This window comes from Catellatospora sp. NPDC049609, from assembly GCF_040675365.1.
Lineage (GTDB): Bacteria > Actinomycetota > Actinomycetes > Mycobacteriales > Micromonosporaceae > Catellatospora.
In genome coordinates this window covers 1-15,803 of the sequence record NZ_JBFAOU010000025.1, presented here as the reverse complement: position 1 = coordinate 15,803, position 15,803 = coordinate 1, and the positions used below count along the sequence as shown (strand labels likewise).

General features: G+C 72.3%; 13 protein-coding genes. 6 read left to right on the top strand and 7 right to left on the bottom strand.

All coding sequences use genetic code 11. The annotated features are described in order from the left end of the window. Positions 1-50: 50 nt before the first annotated feature. The 3 genes from AB0J67_RS10260 (at position 51) to AB0J67_RS10250 (ending at position 4,481) form a co-directional block, all read left to right on the top strand. Positions 51-3,101 carry a bifunctional [glutamine synthetase] adenylyltransferase/[glutamine synthetase]-adenylyl-L-tyrosine phosphorylase gene (locus AB0J67_RS10260; RefSeq protein WP_363479238.1) on the top strand — a complete coding sequence of 1,017 codons (3,051 nt, stop codon included), beginning with the start codon at positions 51-53 and terminating at the stop codon, positions 3,099-3,101. A gap of 70 nt (positions 3,102-3,171) precedes the next feature. After that, entirely contained in the window at positions 3,172-3,603 is a 432-nt protein-coding gene (locus AB0J67_RS10255) for a hypothetical protein (protein WP_363479096.1), read from the top strand. An 89-nt stretch (positions 3,604-3,692) separates the two neighbouring features. Beyond that, positions 3,693-4,481: a metallophosphoesterase gene (locus AB0J67_RS10250; RefSeq protein WP_363479093.1), complete on the top strand. Its 789-nt coding sequence runs from the start codon at positions 3,693-3,695 to the stop codon at positions 4,479-4,481. A gap of 68 nt (positions 4,482-4,549) precedes the next feature. Here AB0J67_RS10250 and AB0J67_RS10245 read toward each other — a convergent pair whose 3' ends face one another. Next, positions 4,550-7,114 (bottom strand): penicillin acylase family protein, encoded by a 2,565-nt coding sequence (locus tag AB0J67_RS10245; RefSeq protein ID WP_363479090.1) that lies wholly within the window; start codon positions 7,112-7,114, stop codon positions 4,550-4,552. 163 nt (positions 7,115-7,277) lie between these two features. On the opposite strand from AB0J67_RS10245, the gene AB0J67_RS10240 reads away from it, so the two are divergent. Next, positions 7,278-7,724, top strand: a complete 447-nt coding sequence (locus tag AB0J67_RS10240) for a holin (RefSeq protein WP_363479087.1) — start codon at positions 7,278-7,280, stop codon at positions 7,722-7,724. A 159-nt stretch (positions 7,725-7,883) separates the two neighbouring features. Here the strand turns inward: AB0J67_RS10240 and glnA are convergent, their stop codons facing one another. Then, positions 7,884-9,317: a type I glutamate--ammonia ligase gene (glnA, locus tag AB0J67_RS10235; protein ID WP_363479084.1), complete on the bottom strand. Its 1,434-nt coding sequence runs from the start codon at positions 9,315-9,317 to the stop codon at positions 7,884-7,886. A gap of 259 nt (positions 9,318-9,576) precedes the next feature. Here glnA and AB0J67_RS10230 point away from each other — a divergent pair, with 259 nt between their 5' ends. Then, entirely contained in the window at positions 9,577-9,942 is a 366-nt protein-coding gene (locus AB0J67_RS10230) for an RDD family protein (RefSeq protein ID WP_363479081.1), read from the top strand. 236 nt (positions 9,943-10,178) lie between these two features. Here AB0J67_RS10230 and AB0J67_RS10225 read toward each other — a convergent pair whose 3' ends face one another. From AB0J67_RS10225 to AB0J67_RS10205, 5 genes are all read right to left on the bottom strand, one after another. Continuing rightward, a complete protein-coding gene (locus tag AB0J67_RS10225; RefSeq protein ID WP_363479078.1) occupies positions 10,179-11,468 on the bottom strand; it encodes an MFS transporter in 1,290 nt (429 codons plus the stop codon). After that, the gene (locus AB0J67_RS10220) at positions 11,468-12,064 is read right to left on the bottom strand and encodes a helix-turn-helix domain-containing protein (RefSeq protein ID WP_363479075.1); all 597 of its coding nucleotides are present in this window, start codon (positions 12,062-12,064) and stop codon (positions 11,468-11,470) included. The genes AB0J67_RS10225 and AB0J67_RS10220 overlap by 1 nt, the downstream gene beginning before the upstream one ends. Before the next feature lie 138 nt (positions 12,065-12,202). Then, positions 12,203-12,895, bottom strand: coding sequence for a DUF4191 domain-containing protein (locus tag AB0J67_RS10215; RefSeq protein WP_363479072.1), 693 nt, complete (start codon positions 12,893-12,895; stop codon positions 12,203-12,205). Between the two features lie 37 nt (positions 12,896-12,932). Next, positions 12,933-13,865 carry a lipoyl synthase gene (lipA, locus tag AB0J67_RS10210; RefSeq protein WP_363479069.1) on the bottom strand — a complete coding sequence of 311 codons (933 nt, stop codon included), beginning with the start codon at positions 13,863-13,865 and terminating at the stop codon, positions 12,933-12,935. Positions 13,866-13,920: 55 nt separating this feature from the next. Then, entirely contained in the window at positions 13,921-14,202 is a 282-nt protein-coding gene (locus tag AB0J67_RS10205) for a PIN domain-containing protein (protein WP_363479235.1), read from the bottom strand. Between the two features lie 268 nt (positions 14,203-14,470). On the opposite strand from AB0J67_RS10205, the gene aspS reads away from it, so the two are divergent. Beyond that, positions 14,471-15,748, top strand: coding sequence for an aspartate--tRNA(Asn) ligase (gene aspS, locus AB0J67_RS10200; protein WP_363479066.1), 1,278 nt, complete (start codon positions 14,471-14,473; stop codon positions 15,746-15,748). The last annotated feature ends 55 nt before the right edge of the window (positions 15,749-15,803 follow it).

Below are 15,803 nucleotides of genomic sequence, written 5' to 3'. Positions count from 1 at the left end.
GCGTGCTGCCGCGGCGGGCCGCGCGCCGATAACCTGAGCGGGTGGCGGGAATCGGGCGGCTGGCACGGTACGGCTTCACCCTGTCGGCGACGGGGCCCGATCCGGCGGTGCTGCTGGGCGCGAGCGGGCTGCACCTGTGGGACGCGGCCGCGCAGCGGCCGGTGGACGAGGAGAGCGCGCTCATCCTGGAGCAGCTCGGCCGCGCCGCCGACCCGGATCTGGCGCTGCGCCAGCTGCACCGGATCGCCGAGCGCGACCGCGCCGGCGAGCGGGCCCGGACCGCCGCCGGGAGCACGGCCAAAGGCGCCGGCGACGGCACCGGCAAGAGTGTCATCGAATGGCTGGGCGCCGACGAGGATCTGCGGATCCGGCTGATCACCGTGCTCGGGGCGTCGTCGGCGCTGGGCGACCAGCTCGCCGCGCAGACCGGGCAGTGGCGGGTGCTGACGCACAGCGTGCCGCCGCGCTACGAGGTGCACAGCGGCCTGGCCGACGTGCCGTCGCTGCGGGCGGCGTACCAGCGGGGGCTGCTGCGGATCGCGGCGGCCGACCTCGCCGACGGCGTCGACGTCGAGGCGACGATGACCGAGGTCACCGCGCTGGCCGACGCGACGCTGCGGGCGGCGTACCGGATCGCGCTGGGGCGGGTGGGGCCGCAGCGGCCGAAGCTGGCGGTCATCGCGATGGGCAAGTGCGGTGGGGACGAGCTGAACTACGTCTCGGACGTGGACGTCATCTTCGTCGCGGCCGAGGACGAGGACCTGGCCGCGGGCACCACCGTCGCCGCCGCGCTGATGGAGATCTGCGGGCAGGTCGCCTGGCCGGTGGACGCCGCGCTGCGGCCCGAGGGCGGGCGCGGCCCGCTGGTGCGTACGCTGGCCAGCCACCTCGTCTACTACCAGCGCTGGGCCCGGACCTGGGAGTTCCAGGCGCTGCTCAAAGCACGTCCCGTGGCCGGTGACGCGAGCCTCGGCAAGGCCTGGCTGGCCGCGCTCCAGCCGCTGATCTGGCACGCCGCCGAGCGGCCGGAGGCGGTCGAGGACGTGCGGGCCATGCGGCGGCGCATCATCGAGCAGGTGCCGCGCGCCGAGATCGACCGGGAGATCAAGCGCGGGCCGGGCGGGCTGCGCGACATCGAGTTCGCGGTGCAGCTGCTGCAGCTCGTACACGGCCGCGTCGACGAGACGCTGCGCTCGGGCAACTCGCTCAAGGCGCTACGCGCGCTGGTCGCGGGCGGGTATGTGGGCCGGGGCGACGGCGAGGCGCTCAGCGACGCGTACCGCTTCCTGCGCAACGTCGAGCACCGGCTGCAGCTGCAGCGGCTGCGGCGGACCCACACGGTGCCCGCCGACGACGGCGGCGCGGGCACCGCGGCGCTGCGCTGGCTGGCGCGGGCGATGAACTACAAGCGGGAGGAGCCCTCGCTCGGCACGGGCCGGGGCCGGGAGGGCGGCGGACTGGACCCCATCGCCGCGTTCCGCGCCGACTGGGTCACCCACGCCGCCGAGGTACGCCGCCTGCACGCGAAGCTGCTCTACCGCCCCCTGCTGGCGGCCGTGGCGCGGGTGCCCGCCGACGGCCTGTCGCTGCGCCCCGACGCCGCCCGCAAGCGCCTGGAGCTGCTCGGCTACGCCGACCCGGCGGGCGCGCTGCGGCACATCGAGGCGCTGACCGCGGGCGTGTCGCGCACCGCCGCGATCCAGCGCACGCTGCTGCCGGTGCTGCTGGCCGAGTTCGCCGACGCGCCCGACCCCGACGCCGGGCTGCTGGCGTACCGGCAGGTGTCCGACACCATGGGCAGCACGCCCTGGTATCTGCGGCTGCTGCGCGACGAGGGCCCGGTGGCGCTGCGGCTGGCCCGGGTGCTGGACAGCTCGCGATACCTCACCGACCTGCTGTCGCGCGACCCGGAGGCGCTGCGCCTGCTCGCCGACGAGGGCGAGCTGACCCTGCGCACCCGGCAGTCGCTGCTGGACGGGCTGGCCGCGGCGGCGTCCCGGCACACCGAGCCGCGCGCCGCGGTGGCGGCGGTGCGCGCGATGCGCCGCCGGGAGCTGTTCCGCATCGGCAGCGCCGACCTGCTCAGCGGCGCGGGCGAGCTGGCCCCGGCGAAGACCGTCGAGATCGGCGAGGTGGGGCAGGGGCTGGCCGACCTGACCGACGCCACCATCGCCGCGGCGCTGGCCGTGGCCCGGCAGGCCGCGGGCGTCCCGGACGAGCTGCGCTTCGCGGTGATCGGCATGGGCCGCCTCGGCGGGGCGGAGCTGAGCTACCCGAGCGACGCCGACGTGCTGTTCGTGTACGACCAGTCGCCGGGCCCGGCGGACGCGGAGCCGGCCGCGCGTCGCCTGCGCGACGACGAGGCCAACGGCGCCGCGCTGGCGATCGCCGAGCAGTTGCGCACGCTGCTGTCCGCGCCCGCGCCCGACCCGCCGCTGGGCATCGACGCCGACCTGCGGCCCGAGGGGCGGCAGGGGCCGCTGGTCCGCAGCCTCGCCGCGTACCAGCGCTACTACGCGACCTGGTCGCAGGTGTGGGAGGCGCAGGCGCTGCTGCGGGCGCGGCCCGTGGCCGGCGACGCGGACCTGGCCGCCGAGTTCATCGCGCTGATCGACCCGGTGCGCTACCCGCTGAACGGGCTGCGCCGCGAGCAGATCACCGAGATCCGCCGGATCAAGGCGCGGGTGGAGAACGAGCGGCTGCCCCGCGGCGCCGACCCGCTCACCCACACCAAGCTCGGCCGCGGCGGCATCGCCGACGTCGAGTGGACGGTGCAGCTGTGGCAGCTGCGGCACGGCCACGAGGTGGCGGGGCTGCGCACGCCGCGTACGCTCGACGCGCTCGCCGCCGCCCACGCGGCCGACCTGGTGTCCGTCGAGGACGCCGAGGTGCTGGCCGCGGCATGGACGCTGTGCTCGCGGATCCGCAACGCGCTGACCCTGATCCGGGGCCGGGCCGCCGACCAGCTGCCCCGGCACGGCGTCGAGCTGGCGGGCGTGGCGCGCCTGCTGACCGGCGGCGACCCCGGCGAGTTCCTCGACGAGTACCTCAAGACCACCCGCCGCGCCCGAGCCGCCGTGGAACGGCTGTTCATGGCCTAGCGCGGTGGCCCGCTCGACGCACGCACGACACCCGGATCGCTGACATCATCACGACGAAGGAGTCACCGAAGTGAACGTAGCCTCGACAGTGGGGGCGGTTCTCGCCCTGTTCATCGCATCGGCAGCGGTCATGTACTGGAGCAGGCACCGGGCGGCACCCGACGCCGTCGGGCGGGTGCTGCGGCTGCTCGCGCTCGCCGCCACGGCGGGGATCGCCGTGGCGCTGCTGCCGTTCACGGTCGACGACAGCGGCGCTGCCGCCGCGTACCTGCTGGGCGTGCCCGTGCTCGCCGCCGTGTGCCCCGTCGTGGCCGACCTGGCCGGCCGCGCCGTCGCCGTCACCACGACGGTCGCGGCGCTGGTGCTGCTGGCTTGGGGCCTCCTGCTCGGCCTCGGCGTCGGACTGTGGTTCCTCATCCCGGCCCTGCTGCTGGGCACGGCGGTGGTGGCCGGCATCGCGTCGCGCGGCGCGGCGGTGACGGGCGGCCAGGGGGCCCGCTGACGCGCCGGAGCCCGCGCCGCCGCACCGGCACGCCGCCCCGCGAGCGGCGTGCCCGGCGACTGGCCACGTTCGTGCTCTAGGGTGATCGCGTGACGCTGTACGTGGTCGGTGACGTGCACGGGCACCTCGCGCCGCTGACCGGGGCCCTGCGCGAGGCGGGCCTGCTGGACGAGGCAGGCGCCTGGTGCGGCGCTGACGCGCGCCTGTGGTTCCTGGGCGACCTCACCGATCGCGGCCCGGACGGCATCGGCGTCATCGACCTGATCCGGCGGTTGCAGGCCGAGGCCGTCGCGGCCGGCGGCGAGGTCGGCTGCGTCATCGGCAACCACGACATGCTGCTCTACGGCAGCCGCTTCGTGCCCGAGGCGCCGGTGACCGAGGTGCGCACCATCGTCCAGGTGTGGGCGCTCAACGGCGGCCAGGAGCACGACCTGGACCGGCTCGACGAGGAGCGGGCCGGCTGGCTGGCCGACCTGCCCGCGGTCGCGCTGGTCGACGACCACCTGCTGCTGCACGCCGACACCCTGGCCTACCTGGAGTTCGGCGGCACCGTCGAGGAGATCAACGCCACGCTGCGCCGGATCATGCACGAGCGCGACGCGGCCACGTTCGGCCGCAACACCCGGCTGCTGTTTCGCCGGTTCGAGTTCCTGGAGCACAACGACGGCGTGGCCAACGCCCGTACGCTGCTGGAACGGCTGGGCGGGCGGCAGATCGTGCACGGCCACTCGACCATCCCGGAGACCTTCGGCGTGCCCCCGGCGGCGGTCCGCGGCCCGATCACGTACGCCGACGGCCTGGCGATGGCCGTCGACACGGGCATCTCCCTGGGCGCGCCGTGCCTCGTGATCGCGCTGCCCACCCCCCAACCCGCCTAGCCCAGAAAGGAAGGGCACCTTCTTAACGGATTCCGTTGTAGAAGGTGCCCTTCCTAACTCAGGCCGGGTCAGGGCTGGAGGACCAGCGTCGCCGTGGCCTCCTTCTCGATGGTGGCCTTGTCGAAGCGGAACGGCAGCGTACGCCCGGTGCGCCACAGTTCGAACTGGTCGGCGTAGTGCTCGTGGAACGCGTGACCGGAGTTGCCGGTCAGCTGGATCCAGCGGGAGTCGTCCAGGTTCGCCAGGTTCACGATCATGCGCATGGACGGCACCGCGTCGACCTCGTAACCCTCGCCGGCGCTCCAGCCGGTGGCGTTGACGATCGCGTCGCCACCCGACACCCCGACGGTGTCCCGGTTGAACAGCCACTCGATCGGGCCGATGCCGGACTCGCCGAACGTGGCGTGGGTCGGGGTCAGCGTGTGCATCGCGCCCCAGCGCCACTGCGCCGGGTCCTCACCCTGCGCCTCGGACAGCTCCTTCACCGCCGCCGACATGGCCTGGGCGAGCATGTCGTCGCGCTTTTCCACGGCCGGGGTGCCCTTGACGTCCCACCACTTGTCGTCGGGCTTGTTCAGCAGCCCGCGCACCACCTCGAACCAGCGGTCCCCGCCGTCGGCGGCGTAGTCGGCGCCCAGCTCGTCGAAGGTGAGGCCGAGCAGGTTCTTCCACACCGCGTTGTAGTACGCGGCCGCGGCGGAGTCCTCGCCCTGCTGGTAGTCCCAGTCGGCGAGCAGCGCGTCGGCGTTCTTCTCGACCTGCGACGGGGCCGGTCGCGGCGCCTTCTGCAGGGCCGGGATCAGCGTCGGGGCGAAGCCGTTGCGGTTGTCGAACTGCTGCTTCTGCACGTCCTCGACGGTGATCTTGCCGCCCGCGGCCTCGATCATGTCGTAGATGCGCTGGCTGCGGTAGCCGTAGCTCCAGTCGTCGGTCAGGTGCGGCTGGTACTGGTCGCCGATCACCGCCTGGTTGGCGGTCACCACGTAGCCGCGGTCCGGGTTCAGCACGCTGGGCAGCTGCTCGAACGGGAGGAAGCCCGTCCAGTCGTACGCCTTGTCCCAGCCGGGCGCGAACCGCTTGCCGTCGCCCGCGCCGCGGACCGGGATGCGGCCCGGCGACTGGTAGCCGATGTTGCCCTCGACGTCGGCGTAGACGATGTTCTGCGCGGGCACCTCGAACTGCGCCGCGGCGGCCCGGAACTCGGTCCAGTTACCCGCCTTGTTCAGCGCGAACAGCGCGTCGGCGGTGCGGCCGGGGTCGAGCGCGGTCCAGCGCATCGCGACGGCGTACTTCCCGCCGAGCTTGGCCAGGCTCTCGCTGGCGTCGGACAGCAGCGGGCCGTGGCGGCCGGTGCGCACCGTGATGGTGACGTCGTCGCCGCCCGCGACCTTGATGACCTCCTGGCGGCCGGCCAGCGGCTCCCAGCCGTCGCCGACCTTGACCTTGTCGCCGTCGACCTCCTCCAGGTACATGTCGATCACGTCAGGGTCGAGGTTGGTGAAGCCCCAGGCGATCTTCGCGTTGTGGCCGATGACGACACCGGGCACGCCGGAGAAGCTGAACCCGGCGACGTCCACGCCGCACTCGCAGTGCAGCCCCATCTGGTACCAGATACCGGGCTGGCTCGGGCTCAGGTGCGGGTCGTTGGCGAGGATCGGCTTGCCGGTCGCGGTCAGCTTCCCGCTGATCACCCACGAGTTCGAGCCGATGCCGTCGCCGTCGGCGTTGCCCATCAGGCCCGGCAGCGCGGCCAGGCCGTCGGCGAGGTCGCGCAGGCCCGTCGCGGCCAGCGGGGTCGCCAGCGGCGCGGGCGTGGCCGGCGGCGCCGCCGGGGCGGTCGCCTTGGCGTCGAACGCTCCGTTCACGACCACGCCGCCGGTCACGATCGGCAGGTTCCGGTCCATCGGGTACGCCGGGTAGAGCTGGTCCACCTGCTCCTTGGTCAGGCCCTCGGCCTGCAGGGCGGCCCGGCGGATCTCGGCCTCCATGTTGCCGCGCAGGTCCCAGGCCATCGCCTTGAGCCAGGCCAGGCTGTCGGTCGGCGTCCACCGCTCGACCACGTAACCGGAGTTCTGCAGGCCCAGCAGGGAGTACTCCAGGCTCAGCGCACCGGACGCGGCGAAGCCCTCGCCCTGGCCCGACGGAAGCGACGCCGGGTCGGCGTTCGCGGCGAGCCACGCGTTCACACCGTCCGCGTACGCCCGCAGCGCCTGCTGCGACTCCGGCTTGAGCAGCGCCAGCTCCTGCTCGGCGACCCGGCGCCAGCCCATGGTGCGCAGGTACTTGTCCGTCTCGAGCTGGGACGCGCCGAACAGCTCGGAGACCCGGCCGGCGGTCACGTGGCGGCGGAAGTCCATCTCCCAGAACCGGTCCTGGGCGTGCACGTAGCCCTGGGCGCGGTACAGGTCGTCGCTGGTCTTGGCGTAGAGCTGGGGGATGCCGTACGCGTCGCGGCGCACTGTCACCGGGGCGGACAGCCCGGACAGGGTGAGCTCACCGTCGACGGTGGCGAAAGCGCGACGCACCGACCAGACACCGAGGCCGGCGACGACGACGGCGAGCACCGTCACGACGCCGAGCAGCCAGAGCGCGGTGGTACGCAGGCGGCGGAGCAGAAGACGTGGGGGTTTCACGTTGGCGGAGTCTACGCATGTCGTGTGATGCGCGTTACCACCAGGTAACGCAGATTTAGCTGGTCATTCGGTCCGTCGGCATGCGGACAGGCCGGAGCAGCGATAGGCATCTAAGCTCAAGGGTCGCTTCCCGGTGTCCCCCCTCATCTCCAGGAGAGCTCCGATGTACCTGCTGAACAAGCAGTTCTGGATCGCCAGCGCCGAGCGTGCCATCAAGACCTTCGTCCAGGCGCTGATCGCCGCCTTCGGCGTGGGCCAGGTCAGCGGGGTCGTCGGCGTCGACGTCGCCGCGATCGACTGGCGCGGCGCGCTGTCGCTGGCCTTCAGCGCCGCCCTGCTGTCCGTGCTGATGTCGGTCGGGTCCGGCCCGATCGGCGCGGCCAACAGCCCCAGCCTGATCAACGCCGCACCGGCCGCCGCGGCCACCGCCGTCGTCGCGGCCGCTGCCGCGAGCCCCGTGCTCGCTCCCGCCGTCGCCGCCGCGGTCGCCGTCGACCCCACCGGCGCCCCGGCTCCGGCCGCTGCTGCTCCGGCTGCTGCTGCTCCGGCTGCTGCTCCGGCCGCCGCTCCGGCTGCCGAGGCCGCGCCCGCTCCGGCTCCGGCTGCCTGACCTGATGATCGCTGTCTTGTGTCAAAACCTCAGGTCAGACCTCACTTTCTGACCTGAGGCAGCGATCTTCGCGCGCCGCCCCTGCCGAAATCCCGGTCCCTGAGACGGAAGAAGGCCCCGCCGAGTCGGCGGGGCCTTCTTCCGTCTACCGAGCGGAACTCAGCAGTCGAAGTACATCTGGAACTCGTGCGGGGTCGGACGCAGGCGGACCGGGTCGATCTCGTTGGACCGCTTGTAGTCGATCCAGGTCTCGATCAGGTCGCTGGTGAACACGCCACCGGCCTGCAGGTACTCGTTGTCCTTCTCCAGCGACGTGAGCACGTCGGAGAGGGAGCCGGGCACCTGGGTGACGTTGGCGACCTCCTCCGGCGGCAGGTCGTAGAGGTCCTTGTCGATCGGGGCCGGCGGCTCGATCTTGTTGCGGATGCCGTCCAGCCCGGCCATCAGCATCGCCGAGAACGCCAGGTACGGGTTCGACGACGGGTCCGGGCAGCGGAACTCGATGCGCTTGGCCTTCGCGTTCGTGCCGGTGACCGGGATCCGGGTGCAGGCGGAGCGGTTGCGCTGCGAGTACACCAGGTTGACCGGCGCCTCGAAGCCCGGCACCAGGCGGCGGTACGAGTTGACCGACGGGTTGGTGAAGGCCAGCAGCGACGGCGCGTGGTGCAGCAGACCGCCGATGTACCAGCGGGCCGTGTCGGACAGGCCGGCGTAGCCGGTCTCGTCGTAGAACAGCGGCTCGCCGCCCAGCCAGAGGCTCTGGTGGGTGTGCATGCCCGAGCCGTTGTCACCGAACAGCGGCTTCGGCATGAAGGTCGCGGTCTTGCCGGCCTGCCAGGCGGTGTTCTTGATGACGTACTTGAACAGCTGCATCTGGTCGCCGGCGGCCAGCAGGGTCGAGAACTTGTAGTTGATCTCGGCCTGACCGGCGGTGCCGACCTCGTGGTGACCGCGCTCGACGGTGTAGCCGAGGTCCACCAGGTTCGTCACCATGGTGTCGCGCAGGTCGGCGTAGTGGTCGGTCGGCGCGACCGGGAAGTAGCCGCCCTTGTAACCGGGCTTGTAACCGCGGTTGGCGCTGCCGTCGGCGTTGGTCGCGGCGCCGGTGTTCCACGCGCCCTCGATCGAGTCGATGTGGTAGAACGCCTGGTTGGCCTGGGTCGAGTAGCGGATCGAGTCGAAGATGTAGAACTCCGCCTCGGCGCCGAAGTACGCGGTGTCGGCGATGCCGCTGGCGGCCAGGTACGCCTCGGCCTTCTTCGCCACGTTCCGCGGGTCGCGCGAGTAGGCCTCGCGGGTGAACGGGTCGTGGATGAAGAAGTTCAGAGCCAGGGTCTTCTGCGCGCGGAACGGGTCGACGAACGCCGTGGTCACGTCCGGCAGCAGCAGCATGTCCGACTCGTGGATCTGCTGGAAGCCGCGGATGGACGAGCCGTCGAACGCGAGGCCGTCACGGAAGACGCTCGCGTCGAACGACTGCACCGGCACGGTGAAGAACTGCATCACGCCGGGCAGGTCACAGAAACGGACATCGACGAACTTGACGTCTTCGTCCTTGATGTACCGAAGCAGTTCCTCGGAATTGGCGAACAACACGTCCTCCTGGCACGGATGGTCTGCGGGAGCTCCCGGCCCCCACTTCAGCACATCTCCGGGGTTGACCTCGGGAGACGCGGCCGACGGCGCTGCGTTGCGTCGGGTGGCCATTGGCTGGTCGCGACGCTAGAACCGTGGCATTGCCCGGCCATGTCGGTTTTGTTTCGGCCGTGTTACGTCACCCGTAACCTGCCGCTTCGGGCTGGGCGGGCAGCTCAGCCGACCGGTCCGGCAGCGCGGACGGTACGCTCGGCGGGTGACTGACGCATCCCTTCCCGCCGTACCCTCCCTGGCCCGCCGGTTCGGGGCGCTGCTGCTCGACTGGATGCTCTGCGTGCTGGCGGCCGGGCTCTTCGCGGACCCGATGCGGGACGGCTGGGCGGCGCCGGTGGTGCTGATCGCCGTTTACGCCGTATTTGCCGGAATCTTCGGGCAGACGCCGGGCATGCGCCTGGCGAAGATTACCTGCCTCGGGGTCGATACGGGTCAGCCGGTCGGCCTGATCCGCGGCGCCCTGCGCGGCGTGCTGCTCGCGCTGGTCATCCCGGCTCTGATCATGGACAGCGAGCGTCGCGGCCTGCACGACCGCGCCGCCGGCACCATGATCCGCCCCGCCGCCTGACCAGGGGCCCCGCCCACCCCACGCCCTCGCCGGCCGAAGCCCCGGGCCGAAGCCTCCGCCTGACCGGAGCCCTCGCCCGGCAAAGCTCGCCTGGTCGGACCCTGCCTGACCGCGCTGGCCGGCGTGCGGGCTTGATCATCCGACTTGCCTGGCACCGGTGCGTATCTTGACGCGGCAAAGGCCCATCTGCCTGGCAAATTCGCACTGACCTAGCCAGCCGACCGCAGACCGGCCCGTTAGCGGGTGGCGGCGGTGGGGTTGGGGGGCGCTGGCGTGGTGTGCAGGGTGGCCTGGCGTAGGGACGGGTTGAGCAGGCACAGTGCGGCCGCGGCGAGCACCAGCGCGGCGCTGGCGGCGAAGGCCCGCGTGGTGCCCATGCCCTCGGCGGCGAAGCCCATGACGGCCATCGCCACCGGGGTGATGCCCAGGCTCGCCAGGCTGTTGATGGAGGCCACCCGGCCGCGGTGCGAGTCGGCCGTGTACGTGTGCGTCAGCCCGGTCAGCAGCACCGCCTGCGGCCCGCCCGCCAGCCCGCCGAGGGCCGTGGCGGCGAACGCCCAGGCCGGTGCCGGGGCCACCGCGATGGCGAACAGCGCGCCCGCCTGCACCACCGCACACGCTCCGGCGATCATGCCGAGACCGTGCCGCGGCCGCCACCGCATCATCAGCAGGTTGCCGGCGACGGAGCCGACGCCGAACCCGGCGAGCATCACGCCGATCCCGGCCGAGCCCCAGTCGCGCTGGTCGGCCACCAGCGCGAGGCCGACGTTCAGTGGCCCGACCGCGCCCAGGTTGACCAGCAGCCCGGCCAGCAGCACCACGCGCAGCAGCCGGTGCCGGAGCAGGTAGGTGAGCCCCTCCCGGACCGCCGTGCCGACCGGCGTACGCGGCGTGGGCGTGGCGGGTGCGGGGTGCACCGACCACAGCGCGAGCACCGACACCGCGAACGTGGCCGCGTTGACCAGGCACGCCAGCGGCAGCCCGCCGATCGGCAGCAGCAGGCCGCCCAGCGGCGCGCCGAGGGTGAGGGCGGCCCGTGCGGTCAGGCCGGACAGGGCCAGACCGCCGGTGAGCTGGGTGGGGGACAGCAGGCGGGGGAGCATCGCCCCGGCGGCGGGCAGGAACAGCGCGTCGGCCAGCCCGAACGCGAGCGCGACGACGACCAGCAGGGCGACGCTGGGCTGGGCGAGCGCGACGGCGGCGGTGACCAGCGCGATCACTCCGCGGGCCGCGTCACTGCCGATCATGAGGCGGCGCGGGCCGTACCGGTCGACGAACGCGCCGCCGAACAGCAGCAGCACCAGCCGGGGCAGCGCCGATACGGCGAGCACCACGCCGGCGGTGCCGGGTGAGGCGAGCTGGACCGCGCTGTACGACAGAGCCACGTACCAGACCTGGTCGCCGAGGATCGACACCGCCTGGCCGCCGAGATAGCGCAGGTACGTGGGATCGCGGTGGGCGGGCGGCCCGGCCTGCGCGATCAGGAGCGGCCCGACGGGGGCGGTCACGGTGGCGGGGGCGGTCATCAGGGACGCTCCGGGAAGGCGTGGAAGAACAGGAAGACGTGCTCGCGACCGTCACCGGCACCGGCGGTGGTGGCGTCAGCGGAGGCGGCTGCGGCGCGGCCGCGGTCTTTCCAGCGGACGACCAGCTCGTGCAGCTCGCCGGTGAGCTCGGCCAGCTCGGCGGCGGTGAGCCGGAGGAAGGAGTCGCTGCTCATGGCGGCGGCCTGCCACTGCTCGCTCCACGTGTCGCGGGTCTGCTCGTAGCGGCGTACCCGCTCGAACTCGTCGAGGACGAGCTGGGCCTTGACGGCTGAGGTGATCGCCTGGCCTTCGGGGGTGGGGAAGTCGGCGGAGGACCAGCCGGTGGGGCCGGGCACCGCGCGCCACCAGCGCTCGCGGCGGTCGCGGGCGAGTTCGGGTGCGTCCTCGACGAAGCCGGCCTTGGCCAGCTCGCGCAGGTGGTAGCTGGTCTGCCCGGGGTCGGTGCCCAGGCGCCGGGCCAGCGTGGCACCGGTGGCGGGGCCGCTCTGCACCAGCAGCCGGTACAGCTTCTGGCGGATGGGCTGGGCGAGGCCCTTGAGCACTGCGGGGTCCGTGATGCGCCGCATGTCGGTCATGGATGCCACGCTAGATCCAGTAGAAACCTTCCGCAATATTCCTACTGGATCTTATGAGTATCTATAAATTACCACATAAGAAAGGGCACCTTCTGCAACGCACGGCGCGCTGAGAAGGTGCCCTGTCCTCGTTCGTGGTCAGCGCATGCGGCCGCCGCCGCGGGGCATGCGCGGCGGGCGGAACTCCTTCGGGAGCTGGCCCTTGGGCATCTGGGGGCGGGCGGTGAGGGCGGTCAGGGCCCGGTCGAGGCCGTTGACCTCCTTGCCCGACAGGTTGCGGGGCAGGCGCATCAGGGTCATCCGCAGCTTGCGGATCGACACCTGGCCCTCCTCGTTGCCGATGATGTAGTCGTACAGCGGGGCGTCGCCGATGACCTTCGACAGGCGGCGCTTCTGCTCACCGAGCAGCGGCTTCACCCGCGCCGGGTTGCCCTCGGCGATCAGGATGACGCCGGGACGGCCGATGACCATGTGCACCACGTCGAACTGCGTGGTCGCCGAGACGGCCTGCTTGACCCGCCAGTCGCCGCGCATCTGCTCGACGAGCTGCCCGGCCGCACCCGGCTGGCCCTCCATCATGTTCATCATCGCGGTGTTGGACCGCAGGTTGAGCACGATGAGCACGGCCAGCAGCGCGGTGAGGACGCCCAGCGGGATCCAGATCCAGCCCCAGCCCAGCAGCACCGCGACCACGGTGAACGCGAGCGGCAGCAGGATCGCGGCCGCCACCAGGGGCGTGAACCACTTGTCCTGCTTGGCGGTGAACTTGAACACCATGCCGATCTGCTTCAACCGCTGGGTGAAGGAGACCTTCTCTTCGGCCTTTGCCATAGACGGATCCTAGGGTGGGTCGGTGGTGAGTTGACGATCAGGCGGCGGTACGCGCGTCGAGTGCCTGACGATACAAGCGTCCCGCCCGGTACGACGAACGCACCAGCGGACCGCTCATGACGCCCGCGAAGCCGATCTCCTCGGCCTCCTCGCGCAGCTCGACGAACTCCTCCGGCTTCACCCAGCGCTCGACGGGGTGGTGGCGGGGGGTGGGGCGCAGGTACTGGGTGATGGTGATCAGCTCGCAGCCGGCGGCGTGCAGGTCGCGCAGGGCCTGCGAGATCTCCGCCCGCTCCTCGCCGAGGCCGAGGATCAGGTTCGACTTGGTGACCAGCCCGGCCGCGCGGGCCTGGGTGATCACGTCGAGGGAGCGCTCGTAGCGGAACGCGGGGCGGATCCGCTTGAAGATCCGCGGCACGGTCTCCACGTTGTGCGCGAGCACCTCGGGCGCGGCCGAGAAGACCTCGGCGAGCTGCTCCGGGTTGCCGTTGAAGTCCGGGATCAGCAGCTCGACGCCGCAGCCGGGCACCAGCGCGTGGATCTGGCGGACCGTCTCGGCGTAGAGCCAGGCGCCGCCGTCGGGCAGGTCGTCGCGGGCCACACCGGTCACGGTGGCGTACTTCAGCTCCATGGTGGCGACGGACTCGCCGACCCGGCGGGGCTCGTCGGCGTCGAACTCGGCCGGCTTGCCGGTGTCGATCTGGCAGAAGTCGCAGCGCCGGGTGCACTGGTCACCGCCGATGAGGAAGGTCGCCTCGCGGTCCTCCCAGCACTCGTAGATGTTGGGGCAGCCGGCTTCCTGGCAGACGGTGTGCAGGCCCTCCCGCTTGACCAGCGAGGTCAGTGCGGTGAACTCCGGGCCCATCTTCGCCTTGACCTTGATCCACTCCGGCTTACGCTCGATGGGGGTCTCGGCGTTGCGGGCCTCGACGCGCAGCAGGCGCCGGCCCTCGGGAGCCACGATGGTCATGCCAGCCAGCGTACGCGGCGAAACAGGCTTGATCTTCTACCGGGTAACGGACGTCTCAGTGGCCCGTGCCCGCCGGGACCACCCACTCGTGCGCGCCGCCGCTGACCGTGGTGAGCCGCTCGAAGTCGCGGTCGTAATGCAGCACGGTGAGCCGGTGCTCGGCGGCCGTGGCGACGACGATCACGTCCACCGGCGGGGTCCGGTGCTGCCCCGGCTGCGCGAGCGCGCCGTGCAGGTCGACGGCGGCCAGTGGATCGGTCAGCTCGACCCGCGGCAGCAGGGACAGGGCGTCGCGCGTCTGCAGCCAGTCCCGGCTGTTGCGGGCGGCCACGAGCATCTCCAGCAAGTCGGGATCGGCATACAAGAAAGGTGGTTGCGCGCAACCGGCGCGGTGGGTACTTTCCTGATCAACAGCAGTCGGCGGGGCGAATCACCGGAGTGACGCCCGGGTCGGGCAGCGGAAGCCGCCCGTGTGGCCCCGCTCGACTGCCTGCCGAGGCCGGACCGCACCCGCGGTCGGGCGAAGGTGTGGTGGCACCGCGGGTTCCCAAACCGCCCACACCCCTTTGGGGATGGCGTTGCGGAAGAACCGGAGGTAACCACCCATGCAACGCATCCTTTCCGTCGAGCTGCCCCGCCATGTGGGCACCCGGATCACCATCGCCGGCTGGATCCATCGCCGCCGGCTGCTCAAGTCGGTCGCCTTCCTGATCGTGCGCGACGCGTCCGGGCTGGCCCAGGCCGTGGTCGCCGAGCCGGAGCTGCGGGCCTGGCTGGAGACGATCCCGGAGGAGACCGTCGTCGCCGTCGAGGGCACCGTGACCGCCAACCCGGCGGCCCCGGGCGGGGCCGAGCTGACCGAGGTCGCGGTACGCCTGCTCGGCGAGCCCGCCGAGCCGACCCCGTTCGACCTGTACCGGCCGGTGCTGACGCCGACCCTGCCGACCCAGCTCGACCACGCCCCGCTGTCGCTGCGCCACCCGTCGCGCAGCCGTGCGCTGCGCGTCAGCGCCGCCGCGGCGGCCGGGTTCCGCGAGGGTGTGGACGCGCTCGGGTTCACCGAGATCCACACGCCGAAGATCGTCGCGACCGCGACCGAGTCCGGGGCGAACGTGTTCGCGCTCGACTACTTCGGCCGCCCGGCGTACCTGGCGCAGTCGCCGCAGTTCTACAAGCAGCAGATGGTCGGCGTGTTCGAGCGGGTGTACGAGGTCGGGCCGGTGTTCCGGGCCGAGCCCAGCGACACCACCCGGCACCTGGCCCAGTACACCTCGCTGGACGCGGAGCTGGGCTTCATCACCGACCACCGCGACGTGATGGCGGTGCTGCGCGAGACCGTGGCGGCCATGGTCGCCAGGGTGGCCGCGCTCGGCGCGCCCGTCGCGGACCTGGCCCTGCCCGAGGTGCCGGCCGAGATCCCGGCGCTGCACTTCAGCGAGGCGCTCAAGATCGCGGGTGCGCCGGCGGACGAGCCCGACCTGGCGCCCGCGCACGAGCGCGCGGTCGGGGAGTGGGCCAAGCGCGAGCACGGCAGCGAGTTCGTCTTCGTCACCGGCTACCCGATGGTCAAGCGGCCGTTCTACACGCACCCGGAGCCGGGCGACAAGCGCTGGTCGAACAGCTTCGACCTGCTGTTCCGGGGCCTGGAGATGGTCACCGGCGGGCAGCGGCTGCACCGCTACAGCGACTACCTGGCGGCGCTGGCCGCGGCCGGGGAGAGCCCCGAGCCGTACGAGCCCTACCTGCAGGCGTTCAAGCACGGCATGCCACCGCACGGCGGGTTCGCGATCGGCCTGGAGCGCTTCGTCGCCCGGATCACCGGCGCGCCGAACATCCGCGAGGTCACCGCGTACCCCCGCGACCTGCACCGCGTGACCCCCTGACCGCACCCGCCCGCGCGGCCCCGCCCCCCGCGCCCCCGCGCCCGCGGAGACCCCC

Excerpts from the sequence above, each read along its gene's own strand:
- AB0J67_RS10240 (WP_363479087.1), top strand. The coding sequence starts at position 7,278 with ATGTACCTGCTGAACAAGCAGTTCTGGATCGCCAGCGCCGAGCGTGCC.
- AB0J67_RS10225 (WP_363479078.1), bottom strand. The coding sequence starts at position 11,468 with ATGACCGCCCCCGCCACCGTGACCGCCCCCGTCGGGCCGCTCCTGATC.
- AB0J67_RS10220 (WP_363479075.1), bottom strand. The coding sequence starts at position 12,064 with ATGACCGACATGCGGCGCATCACGGACCCCGCAGTGCTCAAGGGCCTC.
- AB0J67_RS10215 (WP_363479072.1), bottom strand. The coding sequence starts at position 12,895 with ATGGCAAAGGCCGAAGAGAAGGTCTCCTTCACCCAGCGGTTGAAGCAG.
- lipA (WP_363479069.1), bottom strand. The coding sequence starts at position 13,865 with ATGACCATCGTGGCTCCCGAGGGCCGGCGCCTGCTGCGCGTCGAGGCC.
- AB0J67_RS10205 (WP_363479235.1), bottom strand. The coding sequence starts at position 14,202 with ATGCTCGTGGCCGCCCGCAACAGCCGGGACTGGCTGCAGACGCGCGAC.
- aspS (WP_363479066.1), top strand. The coding sequence starts at position 14,471 with ATGCAACGCATCCTTTCCGTCGAGCTGCCCCGCCATGTGGGCACCCGG.